This window comes from Allobosea sp. TWI1241 (assembly GCF_039673065.1).
Taxonomy (GTDB): Bacteria; Pseudomonadota; Alphaproteobacteria; order Rhizobiales; family Beijerinckiaceae; genus Allobosea.
Map to the genome: position 1 here is coordinate 152328 of NZ_JBDJKW010000003.1, position 12343 is coordinate 164670.

Annotated in this window: 13 protein-coding genes; 7 read left to right on the top strand and 6 right to left on the bottom strand. The window is 71.1% G+C overall.

From position 1 onward, the window contains the following. Positions 1-23 precede the first annotated feature (23 nt). From ABE438_RS05925 to ABE438_RS05950, 6 genes are all read left to right on the top strand, one after another. A complete protein-coding gene (locus tag ABE438_RS05925; protein ID WP_346501615.1) occupies positions 24-1382 on the top strand; it encodes an MmgE/PrpD family protein in 1359 nt (452 codons plus the stop codon). Between the two features lie 132 nt (positions 1383-1514). Further along, positions 1515-2513 (top strand): thiamine pyrophosphate-dependent dehydrogenase E1 component subunit alpha, encoded by a 999-nt coding sequence (locus ABE438_RS05930; RefSeq protein WP_346501616.1) that lies wholly within the window; start codon positions 1515-1517, stop codon positions 2511-2513. After that, positions 2513-3487 carry an alpha-ketoacid dehydrogenase subunit beta gene (locus ABE438_RS05935; RefSeq protein WP_346501617.1) on the top strand — a complete coding sequence of 325 codons (975 nt, stop codon included), beginning with the start codon at positions 2513-2515 and terminating at the stop codon, positions 3485-3487. Before ABE438_RS05930 ends, ABE438_RS05935 begins: the two co-directional genes overlap by 1 nt. A gap of 12 nt (positions 3488-3499) precedes the next feature. Further along, a complete protein-coding gene (locus ABE438_RS05940; RefSeq protein ID WP_346501618.1) occupies positions 3500-4294 on the top strand; it encodes an enoyl-CoA hydratase/isomerase family protein in 795 nt (264 codons plus the stop codon). Between the two features lie 2 nt (positions 4295-4296). Then, on the top strand, positions 4297-5535 hold the full coding sequence (locus ABE438_RS05945; RefSeq protein ID WP_346501619.1) for a dihydrolipoamide acetyltransferase family protein: 1239 nt from the start codon (positions 4297-4299) through the stop codon (positions 5533-5535). Continuing rightward, on the top strand, positions 5532-6704 hold the full coding sequence (locus ABE438_RS05950; protein ID WP_346501620.1) for an acyl-CoA dehydrogenase family protein: 1173 nt from the start codon (positions 5532-5534) through the stop codon (positions 6702-6704). Before ABE438_RS05945 ends, ABE438_RS05950 begins: the two co-directional genes overlap by 4 nt. 25 nt (positions 6705-6729) lie before the next feature. Here the strand turns inward: ABE438_RS05950 and ABE438_RS05955 are convergent, their stop codons facing one another. Beyond that, entirely contained in the window at positions 6730-7539 is an 810-nt protein-coding gene (locus ABE438_RS05955) for a MetQ/NlpA family ABC transporter substrate-binding protein (protein WP_346501621.1), read from the bottom strand. Between the two features lie 117 nt (positions 7540-7656). On the opposite strand from ABE438_RS05955, the gene ABE438_RS05960 reads away from it, so the two are divergent. Further along, a complete protein-coding gene (locus ABE438_RS05960; RefSeq protein WP_346501622.1) occupies positions 7657-8706 on the top strand; it encodes a lipoate--protein ligase family protein in 1050 nt (349 codons plus the stop codon). 33 nt (positions 8707-8739) lie between these two features. Here the strand turns inward: ABE438_RS05960 and ABE438_RS05965 are convergent, their stop codons facing one another. The 5 genes from ABE438_RS05965 to cyoC are packed head-to-tail and all read right to left on the bottom strand — an operon-like array spanning position 8740 to position 12341. Then, on the bottom strand, positions 8740-9273 hold the full coding sequence (locus ABE438_RS05965; RefSeq protein WP_346501623.1) for a response regulator transcription factor: 534 nt from the start codon (positions 9271-9273) through the stop codon (positions 8740-8742). Beyond that, the gene (locus tag ABE438_RS05970) at positions 9263-10576 is read right to left on the bottom strand and encodes an ATP-binding protein (protein ID WP_346501624.1); all 1314 of its coding nucleotides are present in this window, start codon (positions 10574-10576) and stop codon (positions 9263-9265) included. The genes ABE438_RS05965 and ABE438_RS05970 overlap by 11 nt, the downstream gene beginning before the upstream one ends. Further along, complete coding sequence (locus tag ABE438_RS05975; protein WP_346501625.1) at positions 10573-11301, bottom strand: SURF1 family protein; 729 nt, start codon at positions 11299-11301, stop codon at positions 10573-10575. The genes ABE438_RS05970 and ABE438_RS05975 overlap by 4 nt, the downstream gene beginning before the upstream one ends. A gap of 27 nt (positions 11302-11328) precedes the next feature. Continuing rightward, entirely contained in the window at positions 11329-11715 is a 387-nt protein-coding gene (cyoD, locus tag ABE438_RS05980) for a cytochrome o ubiquinol oxidase subunit IV (protein WP_346501626.1), read from the bottom strand. After that, complete coding sequence (cyoC, locus tag ABE438_RS05985) at positions 11712-12341, bottom strand: cytochrome o ubiquinol oxidase subunit III (protein ID WP_346501627.1); 630 nt, start codon at positions 12339-12341, stop codon at positions 11712-11714. Before cyoC ends, cyoD begins: the two co-directional genes overlap by 4 nt. Positions 12342-12343 lie beyond the last annotated feature (2 nt).

The following is a 12343-nucleotide window of genomic DNA, read 5'->3' on the forward strand; positions in this document are numbered from 1 at the left end:
GCAGACCGCCGGGGAGCCAAGCCATGCCGACCATCAGCCAGGATCTCGCCCGCTTCGTCGCCGGCCTCTCGCCGCAGAGCCTGCCCGAGCCGGTGGCGGCCAAGGCCCGCGCCTGCCTGGTCAACGCCCTCGGCATGGCGGTGAACGGCTACGACACGCCCTATGCGCCCGTGGCCCGCAAGGCGGCGCTGGCGATGAACGGCGAGGTCGCGGCCGGCGCCACCCTGTTCGGCGACGGCCGGCGCAGCACGATCGGCGCGGCCTGCCTGGCCAACAGCGCCCTCTTCCACGGCCGCGCCCAGGAGGACAGCTGCGGCGCCGCGCATTTCGGCACCATCTTGATCCCGATGCTGCTCGCCATGGCGGAAGCCCGCGCCTATCCGCTCGAACGGCTGATCCCGGCGCTGGTCGCCGGCTACGAGGTCGGGGGCGTCTTCGAGACCGCCTTCGCCGGGCAGACGACGCCGAACGGCTTCCGCTCCTCGGCCACCTATGGCTGCATCGCCGCCGCGGCGGCGGCCGCCCGCTTCATGGATCTCGGCGAGGCGCAGATCGCGGCCGCGCTCGCCAATGCGGTCTCCTTCACCGGCGGCGTTCTGCAGCCCTTCGCCGACGGCAGCGACGAATGGCGCTACCAGGTCGGGCTCGTCGCCCGCAGCGGCCTGCTCGCCGCCGAGCTCGCCGCGGCCGGCTCGGTCTCGGCCGCGCACGCCTTCGAGGGCCGCGCCGGGCTGGTGCGCGCCTTCGCCCGCAGCGACGTGCCGGCGGACCTCCTCGCCGGGCTGGGCAGCGACTGGTCGATCCTGCGCGTCACCTTCAAGCCCTTCCCGGTCTGCGCCTTCAACCAGACCCCGGTGACCGGCGCGCTGGCGCTGCGCGACAGGCTCGGCGGGCGTGCGGTCGCGGCGGTGCGCGTGCGCATGAACCCCTACGAGACCGGCTATGCCGGCATGGATGCCACCGGCCCGTTCGCCTCGATCTCGGGCACGCTGATGAGCATCCCCTTCTGCATCGCGACGACGCTGGTCCACGGCGCGCCGAGCATGCGGCGCATGACCGATTACGCCGACGAGGCGGTGAACGCCCATGTCGCCCGCATCGCGCTGGTCACCGACCCGTCGGTGCCGGTGCTGAGCGCCATCCTCGAGGCCGAGACGGCGGAGGGCGACACCATCGTGCACGAGCAGCGGATGACCCCGGCGGACTACGCCTTCGACCGGACGACGTTGCGCGCCCTGCTCTCGCGCATCGGCCGCGAGCAGGGCCTGCCCGAAGCGCTGTTCGACCGGATCGAGGCGGTGGTCGACCGGCTGCCCGAAGGCGAGATCGGCGACCTGACCGCCCTCTTCGACACCCTGCCCGCCAGCCGCGCCGCCGCCTGAGGCGCAAGGCCGGCCCCCGCCGCTGCGGCCGGTCTGAGCGGCAGCGGCGGGCCTGCCGCCCCAGGGCCTTGCCAGATCAAAAATATGAACTATGAGTCATAAATCATATTATCAGGATTCCAGGAGGAGGCGATGACGGGAGCAGGCGAGGCCGCCGGCCGCAACGACCCCGTCGACCTGCCGGCGCTCTACCGCATGCTTATGCTGATCCGGCGCAGCGAGGAGCGCCTCGGCACCATGTTCGCCGATGGCGAGGTGCCGGGCTTCATCCATCTCGGCATCGGGCAGGAGGCGGTTTCCGCCGGCGTCATGGCGGCGCTGACGCCTGAGGACACCATCGCCTCGACCCATCGCGGCCACGGCCATGCGCTGGCCAAGGGCCTGCCGCTCGAGGGCTTCTTCGCCGAGCTGCTGGCGAAGGAGACCGGGCTCTGCCGCGGCCGCGGCGGCTCGATGCATGTCGCCGACATGTCGGTCGGCATGCTCGGCGCCAACGGCATCGTCGGCGCCGGGCTCTCGATCGCGCTCGGCAGCGCGCTCGCCCATCGCACCCTGAAGCGCGACGCGGTCTCGGTCGCCTTCTTCGGCGACGGCGCGCTGGCCGAAGGGCTGCTGCACGAATGCCTCAACATGGCGGCGCTCTGGCGCCTACCCATGCTGTTCGTCTGCGAGAACAATGGCTGGGGCGAGTTCCTGCCGACCAGCAAGCAATTGTCCTTCAAGCTGAAGGACCTCGCCGCCGCCTACCGCATCCCGCACCGCGCGGTCGACGGCAACGACGTCGCCGCGGTCGCCGCAGCCGCGGCCACGCTGGTCGCCGAGGTGCGCCGCGACGGGCCGCGCATCCTCGAATGCACCACCCACCGCGTGCGCGGCCATTTCGAGGGCGACGCGCAGAAATACCGCGACGCCGGCGAGCTCGCCGAACTGCATCGGCACGACCCGCTGACCATCGCCGCGCGCCGCCTCGCCGAGGCCGGCCTCGACGCGCAGGCCCTCGCGGCGATCGAGGCCGAGGTCGCCGCGGCGATCGAGACCGCGATGGCCGCCGCCCGCGCAGCAGCGCCGCCCGCCTTCGCCGAGGCGCTCGCCGACGTCTACAGCCCCCGACCGGCCGGGGAGGCCGCCTGATGGCCGAGATCCGCTATCTGCGCGCCATCAACCAGGCGCTGGCCGACGCGATGGCCGCCGACGACAGCGTCGTCCTGCTCGGCGAGGACGTTTCGGAGGCCGGCGGCGCCTTCGGCGCCAGCCGCGGCCTGCGCGAACGCTTCGGCCCTGAGCGCGTCATCGACACGCCGATCTCGGAGGCCGCCATCGCCGGCGCCGCGGTCGGGGCGGCGCTGAGCGGCCTGCGCCCGGTCGCCGAGATCATGTTCATGGACTTCACCACCCTGGTGATGGACGCGCTCGTCAACCAGGCCGCCAAGGCCCGCTTCATGTTCGGCGGCCAGCGCTCGGTGCCGCTGGTGCTGCGCACACCGCATGGCGGCGGGCTCGGCGCCGGGCCGCAGCACTCGCAGTGCCTGGAGGCCTGGTTCGCCCATGTGCCTGGGCTGAAGGTCGTCTGCCCGGCCGATCCGGCCAGCGCCTACGGGCTGCTGCGGGCGGCCATCGCCGATCCCGACCCGGTCGTCTTCGTCGAGAACAAGGCGCTCTACGCCATGAAGGCTGAGGCGCCGGAGACGATGCCGGTGCTGGAGATCGGCCGCGCCGCCACGGTGCGTCCCGGCCGCGACGTCACCATCGTCGCCTATGGCGCCGCGGTCCACACCGCGCTCGAGGCCGCCGGCACGCTCGCCGGCGAGGGCGTCGAGGCCGAGGTGCTCGACCTGCGCTCGCTCCAGCCCTGGGACGAGGCGGCGGTGCTCGCCTCGCTGTCGCGCACCCACCGGCTCGTCGTGGTGCACGAGGCGGTCGAGGCCTTCGGCGTTGGCGCAGAGATCGCCGCCCGCATGGCCGATATCGGCTTCGACGAGCTCGACGCGCCGATCGTGCGCGTCGCCGCGCCCTTCATGCCCGTGCCGTTCTCCAAGGGGCTGGAAGCCGCCTATCTCCCCTCCGCCGCACGCGTTGTCGACGCCGTGCGCCGCACCCTCGCCTGAAGGAGGCCGCGAATGTCCGCCCCCGTCGCCGACCGCGTCACCCTCGCCCGCCACGGCGCCGTGGCGGTGCTGACCATCGACAGGCCCGCCGCCCTCAACGCGCTCGACATGGAGACGCTCGCTGCGCTGGACGCGGCGGTTGCGGCGGCCGCCGCCGACCCCGCCATCCGCGTCGTCGTGTTCACCGGAGCGGGCGAGCGCGCCTTCGTCGCCGGCGGCGACATCGCCGATCTCGACAGCCGCCAGGGCCTGCGTCACTACCTCGAGCTCGGCGAGCGCCTGCACGGCGTCTTCCGCCGCATCGAGACGCTCGACAAGCCGACCATCGCCGCGGTCAACGGCTGGGCGCTCGGCGGCGGCACCGAGCTGGTGCTCTGCACCGACATCCGCATCGCCGCCGCTTCGGCGAAGTTAGGCCTGCCGGAGATCAATCTCGGCCTGTTTCCCGGTGCCGGCGGCTCGCAGCGCCTGCTGCGCCAGCTCTCGCCCTGCAAGGCCAAGGAGCTGATGTTCACCGGCGATCGCATCGACGCCGCCGAGGCGGAGCGGCTCGGCCTGATCAACCGCGTCGTGCCCGACGCCGCGCTGATGGAGCAGGTCCTCGCCATGGCGCAGGCCATCGCCGCCCGCTCGCCGCTGGTGCTCAAGCTGTTGAAGCGCACGCTCTCGGATGGCGCCGACATGCCGCTGCCGGCGGCGCTGCGCCACGAGCAGGCGATGATCGGCCTGGTGCTCGACAGCGCCGACGCGCATGAGGGCTGCCAGGCCTTCCTGCAGAAGCGCAAGCCGACCTTCACGGGCGCCTGAGCATGAGCGCCGCCACGCCCATCGTGATGCCCAAGCTCGGCCTGACCATGACCGAGGGGCTGCTCGCCGCCTGGCAGGTCGGCCCGGGCGACACGGTGCGCGCCGGCGACGTGCTCTTCGTGGTCGAGACCGAGAAGATCGCCACCGAGATCGCCGCGCAGCAGGACGGGCGGATCGGCGCGATCCATGTCCCCGAAGGCGAGACCGTCGCGGTCGGTACCGTGCTCGCCGAATGGGGCGACGGCACCCTCGTTCGCGAGAGTGCACTGCCGGTTTCCATTGCCGCGACGCCTGGCGCGTCGCCGTCGCCTCCGGCCGCTCTCGCCTCGGTAACCGCCGCGCCATCGCCTGCCGGCCGCTTGGTCGCCACCCCACTGGCCAAGCGCCTCGCCCGCCGGGCCGGGCTCGATCTCGGCGGCATCGCCGGCTCCGGGCCGCATGGGCGGATCAAGGCGATCGACGTGCAGGCGGCGCTCGACGTCGCCCCTGTGCCGGCCGAGGCAGCGCCTCGCGATGCCACACCCCGGAGCGGCGGCACGCGCCGCCCCGCGAGCGGCGTCGAGAAGGTCATCGCCCGCCGCCTCGGCGAAGCGAAGCGCACCATCCCGCATTTCTACGTGCTGGCGGAGGCGGACGTGACCGCGCTGCTCGCCCTGCGGGAGGAGCTGAACGGCGAGCCGGACCGGCCCCGGCTGAGCATCACCCACTTCATCATGGCCGCCGTCGGCCGCGCCCTGCTGGCGATGCCGGACTGCAACCGCGTCTGGGAGGACGAAGAGATCGTCTCCCTGTCGGCGAGCGATGTCGGCCTCGCCGTCGACGGCGAGCGCGGGCTGATGGTGCCGGTGCTGCGCGATGCCGGCAGGCTCTCGCTCGACGACGTGGCGCAGGCCTGCGCCGCGCTGGTGACGCGCGCCCGCGCGGGACGGCTCGACACCGCCGACCTCGCCGGCGGCGCGATCAGCGTCTCGAATGTCGGCATGTTCGGCGCCTCGCATCTGGTGCCGATCGTCAATCCCGGCCAGGCCGCCATTCTGGGCGTCGCCGCCGAGAAGCCGGTGTTCCGGCCCGACGCCGCCGGCGCGCCGGTTCTGCGCCGCGAGATCGGCCTCGTCCTCTCCTGCGACCACCGGGTGCTCGACGGCGTCCGGGCCGCGCGCTTTCTCGACCATGTCGTCGCCTTGCTCGCCCATCCGCTGCGCCTGCTGCGCGGCGCCCCTGTCGAACGGGACCAGCCATGAATTTCGACCTCACCGACGAACAGGGCATGCTCGTCGAGACCGCGCGGCGCGTCGGCGAGCGGTTCGGCCTCGACTACTGGCGCGATCTCGATGCCAACAAGGCCTTCCCGGCCGCGATCTGGCAGGAGATCTGCGACGCCGGCCTGAGCGCCATCGCGATCCCGGAGGACTATGGCGGCGCCGGCCTCGGCATGACCGAGTTGGCGCTGGCGGTGCACGCGCTCTGCGCCGCCGGCGGCGGCTCGACGCTCAGCCAGCTCTTCATGTGCAATCCGGTGTTCGGCGGCGTCACCATCAGCCGCTTCGGCACGCCCGAAATGAAGCGCGAGCTGCTGCCGGCGCTGGTCTCCGGCAAGGCGATGTTCGCCATGGCGCTGACCGAGCCCGACGCTGGCACCAACACGCTGGCGCTGCGCAGCTTCGCCCGTGCTGACGGCAATGGCTGGCGCCTCAACGGCCAGAAGCTCTGGATCACAGCCGTGCCGCAGGCGACCAAGATCCTGGTCGTGGCACGCACCCGCAAGCTTGAGGATGTCGGCCGCAAGACCGACGGCATCAGCCTCTTCCTCGTCGACACCGACCGCGCCGGCATCACCCACCGGACGATCGACAAGCTCGGCACCAGCACCATCCCGTCGAGCTCGGTCTTCTTCGAGGATGTCCGCATCGAGGGCCATGAGCTGGTCGGCACGCTGGACGGCGGCTTCCGCGAGCTGCTCGACGTGCTCAACACCGAGCGCATCGTCACGACCGCCGGCCTCACCGCCACCGCCGAGCTCGCCATCGCGCTGGCTTGCGACTATGCCCGCGAGCGCAAGGTCTTCGCCGGCGGGCCGATCGGCTCCTACCAGGCGATCCAGTTCCCGTTGGCCGAAGCGCGCATCCAGCTCGAATGCGCCAGGCTGATGAACCTCAAGGCGGCGACGCTCTACGATCTCGGCCGCCCCTACGGCACCGAGGCCAACATGGCGAAATACCTCGCCGGCCATGCCGCCGGGCTCGCCACCGACCGCGCCATCCAGACGCTGGGCGGCATGGGCTATTCCAAGGAATACCATGTCGAGCGGCTCTGGCGCGACGCCCGCCTGTTTCGCGTCGCCCCGGTCTCCGAGGAGATGATCCTCAACTACGTCGCCCAGCACGATCTCGGCCTGCCGCGCTCCTATTGAGCCGGCAGGCGGCGCGTTCCGGCGCTCAGCGCGGGAAGGTGACCAGCGTGCCGTAGAGCTCCTGCAGCTTCGCCTTCGCCGCCGGCGAGCTCTGATAGATCGCGACGAAGCGCAGCAGGCGCGCATCCTGCGCGCGGTCGCGCCGGGCGACGAAGCGGAAGGCGTAGATCGCGTCGTTCTCGAACAGCAGGGCGGAATCGGGCGCCAGCCCGGCCATGCGCGCGAAGGTCGGATAGGTCAGCGCCGCATCCATCTCCTCCAGCGTGCGGGCGATCTGCGGACCGTCGAGCTGCACGATGCGGATCGGCTTGGGATAGCCGGTGATCCCGTCCATGCCGACGCGGAAATCGGCGCCCGGCTTCAGCGTGACATAGCCGGCCTTCTGCAGCAGCAGCAGCGAACGGCCGGTGTTGACCGGATCGCCCGAAATCGCGATGCGCGGATTCTCCGGCAGCTCGGCCAGCGCCTTGTAGCGGCGCGAATAGAGGCCGAAGGGCGTGTTGTAGGCGATGCCGAGCGGCACCAGGTCGTAGCCGGTCTGGGCCTTGGTGAACTCCAGGAACGGCACATGCTGGAACAGGTTGAGGTCGATCTCGCGGTCGGCAAGCGCCCGGTTCGGCGTGTTCCAGTCGTTGAACTCGATGGTCTCGACCGGCAGGCCCTGCGCCGTCGCCTCCCGCGCCGCGATCTCGGCCGCCTGGTTGGAGACGCTGGTCGCCAACCCCAGCCGCAGCGGCTTCTCCTGCGCCACGCCGCGTCCGGCGATACCGGCCAGCGCGCCGGCGAGGATCAGGCGGCGGCTCGGGCGCGAAGCGCGGTCGGAAAGCAAAACCATAACAATTCCAATTCGATATCGCGTATGGACTGCGGCGCCCGACAGCACTATCGCTATGGCCGCCGCTTGGGAAGCCCTCGCGGCGACGCATGGCCACGGACGAGGGCGGAGAACGCGATGCATGGCGAATACAAGGTGCCGGGCGGCAAGCTCGTCACCGTCGATCTCTCCGTCGCCGACGGCCTGCTCGCCGCGGTGCGCGTCGCCGGCGACTTCTTCATCGAGCCCGACGAGGCGCTGGACGACATCGACGCCGCGCTGCGCGGCCTGCCGGCCACCGCCGATGCCGCGACGCTGGCGGCCGCGATCCGCGCCGGCCTGCGGCCCGAGGCCGAGCTGCTCGGCTTCAGCCCCGAGGCGGTCGCCATCGCTGTCCGGCGCGCGCTCGGCGTCGAGCGCAGCTGGCGCGACCATGAATGGCGCATCCTCGAGCCCGCGCCGCTGCCGCCGACCCTGCATCTGGCGCTCGACGAGGTGCTGGCCCGCGAGGTCGGCGCCGGCCGCCGCTCGCCGACGCTGCGCTTCTGGGAATGGGAGCGCTCCTGCGTGATCATCGGCGCCTTCCAGTCGCTGCGCAACGAGGTCGACATGGCAGCGGCCGTGCGGCTCGACGTCGAGGTGGTGCGGCGCATCTCCGGCGGCGGCGCGATGTTCGTCGAGCCCGGCACGATCATCACCTATTCGCTCTACGCCCCGGCCGAGCTGGTCGCCGGGATGAGCTTCGCCGAATCCTACGCCTTCCTCGACGACTGGGTGCTGGAGGCCCTGCGCTCGCTCGGCCTCGCCGCGAGCTACAAGCCGCTGAACGACATCGTCGGCCCGCTGGGCAAGATCGGCGGCGCCGCGCAGAAGCGCCTCGGCTCGGGCGCGGTGCTGCACCACGTCACCATGGCCTACGACATGGACGCGCAGAAGATGACGCAGGTGCTGCGCATCGGCCGCGAGAAGCTCAGCGACAAGGGCACGACCAGCGCCGCCAAGCGCGTCGACCCGCTGCGCAGCCAGACCGGCCTGCCGCGCGCCGAGATCGTCACCCGCATGCGCGAGACCTTCGTCGCCCGCCATGGCGGCACGCCGGACGAGATCACCGCCGAGGAGTATGCCGCCGCCGAGACGCTGGCCCGCGAGAAGTTCGCCAGCCGCGACTGGCTGGAGCGCCTGCCGTGAACGCAGCTCAGTTGACCCTGCCCTCAGCGCGGCTCAGCTGACGCGGCGCTTCTCCAGCTTGCGCGCCAGGGTGCGCCGGTGCATGCCGAGCCGGCGCGCGGCTTCGGAGATGTTGAAGCCGGTCTCGGCCAGCGTCTCGTGGATGCGCTCCCATTCGAGGTTCTTCAGCGAGGTCTGGCGGTTGGTCAGCGGCGCCTCGGTGTCGCCCTCGCTGCGGCCGAAGGCGGCCTCGATATCGTCGGTGTTCGACGGCTTTGCGAGGTAGTGGCAGGCGCCGAGCTTGATCGCCTCCACCGCCGTGCCGATGCTGGCGAAGCCGGTCAGCACGACGATCCGCATCTGCGGGTCGCGCTCGTGCAGCAGCTTGACACACTCCAGCCCCGAGCCGCCGACCAGCTTGAGATCGACCACGGCGTAATGCGGCAGCGGCGCGGCGAGCCGCTCGACCAGCATCTCCATGCCGTTGCAGACCGAGACCTCGTAGCCGCGCCGCTCGAAGGAGCGCGCCAGCGTCCGCGAGAAGGTCGGGTCGTCCTCGACGATCAGAAGGCGACGCTCAGTCGTCATCGTTCCGCTCCTGTGCCAGCCCGCCGACGGGCAGGGTCATCACCACCGACGCGCCGCCCTGCGGGCGGTTCCGCGCGCTCACCGTCCCGCCCATCTTGCGCATGACGTTGACTACGAGGAAGAGGCCGAGCCCGCCGCCTGGCCGCTGCTTGGTCGAGCGATAGGGTTTGCCGAACTCGGCGAGGATCGCCTCGTCGAAGCCGGGGCCACGATCCTCGACGGTCAGGACGAGGTCGTCGCCGCGGCGCGCCACCTGGATTCCCACCCAGTGCGGCGAGGCCTCCAGCGCATTGTCGAAAACGTTGAGGATGACCTGCTTCAGCGCCACGTCGGACACCATCGCCGTGTTCGGCGCGAAGCGGTTGAGATAGTGCAGCCGGGCGGGCGAGCGCAGCGTGCGCCATTCCGCCACCAGATCGTCGACGAAGGCACGCACATCGGTGCGCACCGAGCCCTCGCCGCGCGCTTCGCCCGACGACATCAGGATGCCCGTCACGATCGCCTTGCATCGGTCGAGCTGGGCCTGCATGTCGTCGATGTCCTGCATCAGCGAGCTGTCGGACGCGATCGGCCGCATGCGGCGCCAGTCGTTCAGGATCACCGACAAGGTCGCCAGCGGCGTGCCGAGCTCATGCGCCGCGCCGGAGGCGAGCAGGCCCATGCGCACGATATGGTCCTCCTCCGCCGCGCGCTGGCGCAGATCGGCGAGGCGCTGGTCGCGCAGGCGCAGATTGCGGCTGATGCGCTGGATGAACACCGCGAGCAGCCCGGCCGCCAGCACGAAGCAGACGAACATGCCGCTGATATAGAGCCGGAACAGGTCAAGCGCCCGCTCCGGCGGCAGCACCAGCGGGCGATGCAGCCCGGTCAGCACCACGAAGAGCCCTGCCGCGACCGAGGCCAGGACCCAGGTCGACCAGGCCTCGAGCAAGATGGCGCCGAGCGCCACCTGCATCAGATAGAGCACGATGAAGGGATTGGTCGCGCCGCCGCTGAGATAGAGCTGCAGGGTCAGCGCCGCCACGTCGACCAGGAGCTCGGCGAAGAGCTCGCCATTGCTGATCGACTGGCTGCTGCGATGGCGCAGCAGGCTGAAGACGTTGAGCAGGGCGAGCAGCGCGATCACCAGCGCCATCGGCGCCACCGGCAGCGCGATGCCGAACCAGCGCTCGACGATCACCATGGTCAGGATCTGCCCGCCGACCGCGACCCAGCGCAGCTGCATCAGTAGCTGCAGGTTCTCGCGATTGGTGCGGTCCTGCACGTTGAGCACGGCGGGGCTCGCCGGCCGCAGCGCCCTCAAGGTTCCGCTCCCGCGGGCCGGCGACGCCACTCCCAGCGCAGCACGAAGCCGGCGGCGAGCACCACCATCAGCGCCAGCGCGAACCAGGTCAGGGCATAGACGAGATGATGGTCGCGGAAGCGCACGATCGTCAGCCCGCCGACCGGCCAGCCGCCCGGATTGGCGCTTGCGTCGGCGTCGATGAAATAGGGCGCCGCACCGTCGAGCCCGGCATGGACGGCGATGGCCGCGACGTCGCGCGAATACCAGCGCCCGGCCGCGGGGTCGTTATGGCGCAGGAAGGCGCCCCCCGGCTCGCTCGGGCGCAGCAGCCCCGTCACCGTCACAGGGCCCTCCGGCAGGCCGGCCGCGCGGCTGTCCCGGCGGCGCCGCTCGGGTGGCACGAAGCCGCGATTGACCAGGACGGTGAAGCCGTCGGCGGCCCGCAGCGGCGTCAGCACCCAGAAGCCGCCGCCCAGTTCGGTCACGGCCTGCACCAGCGTCTCGCGCTCGTGCTCGAAGTGACCGGTGGCCGTGACGCGCAGATAGTCCTGCGCCGCGACGCCCGGCCAGAGCGACGGCCCCGGCGCCGGCACGGGCGCGGCATGGATGCGGGCCTCGACGCGCGCGATCAGGTCGCGCTTCCAGACCATGCGCTGGACCTGCCAGATGCCGAGGGCGCCGAAGCCCGCGGCACCGGCGAGGCCGAGCACGGCGATGACGGCGAGCCGGGCGGTGATGCGCATGGTCTCGTCCGGGCGGGTCCGCGGGGCTCAGCCGCGCGGACTCATCTCCTGCATCGGCATCATGTTGGTGTTGAGGTGGTACATGACCCAGAGCGAACCGGCGAGCGTGATCACCACGACGATCAGGGTGAAGACCAGCGCCATCATGGTCCAGCCGCCCTCGACCTTTCCGTTCATGTGCAGGAAGTAGACCATGTGCACGACGATCTGCACCACGGCGAGGCCCATCACGATGAAGGCCGTGACCTGCTTGTTCTCGATCGCGCCGCTCATCACCAGCCAGAACGGGATCGCGGTCAGGACGACCGAGAGCACGAAGCCGATCACATAGTCGCGCAGCGAGCCGTGTGCCTCCGCGACCGCGTGCGCGTCGTGCCCGTGATGATCATGGGCGACATGGCTGTCGGCGCTCATCGCAGCATCCCCATCAGGTAGACGAAGGTGAAGACGCCGATCCAGATGACGTCGAGGAAGTGCCAGAACATGCTCAGGCAGGCGATGCGGCGCCGGTTGGCCGCGATCAGGCCGTAGCGCTTGACCTGCACCATCAGCGTGACCAGCCAGAGGATGCCGAAGCTGACATGCAGCCCGTGCGTCCCGACCAGCGCGAAGAAGGCCGAGAGGAAGGCCGAGCGCTGCGGCGTGGCGCCGAGATGGATCAGGTGGGCGAACTCGTAGAGCTCGATCCCGATGAAGGCGAGGCCGAACAGGCCGGTGAGGCCGAGCCAGGCCAGCGTCCCGCCGACCCGGCCCTTGGCCATCGCCAGCATGGCGAAGCCGTAGGTGATCGAGGAGAACAGCAGCATCGCCGTGTTGAGGGCGACGAGGTTGAGGTCGAACAGGTCCTTCGGCGCCGGGCCGGCGGCGTAGTTGCCGCCGAGCACGGCGTAGACCGCGAAGAGGATCGCGAAGATGAGGCAGTCGCTCATCAGGTAGATCCAGAAGCCGAGCGCCGTGCTCGACCCTTCCGGATGGTGCGGCTCTTCCTTCAGGTGGAAGACCGGCGGCTCCGTGCCGGCGGAAAGCGTCTGGCTGGCCATCG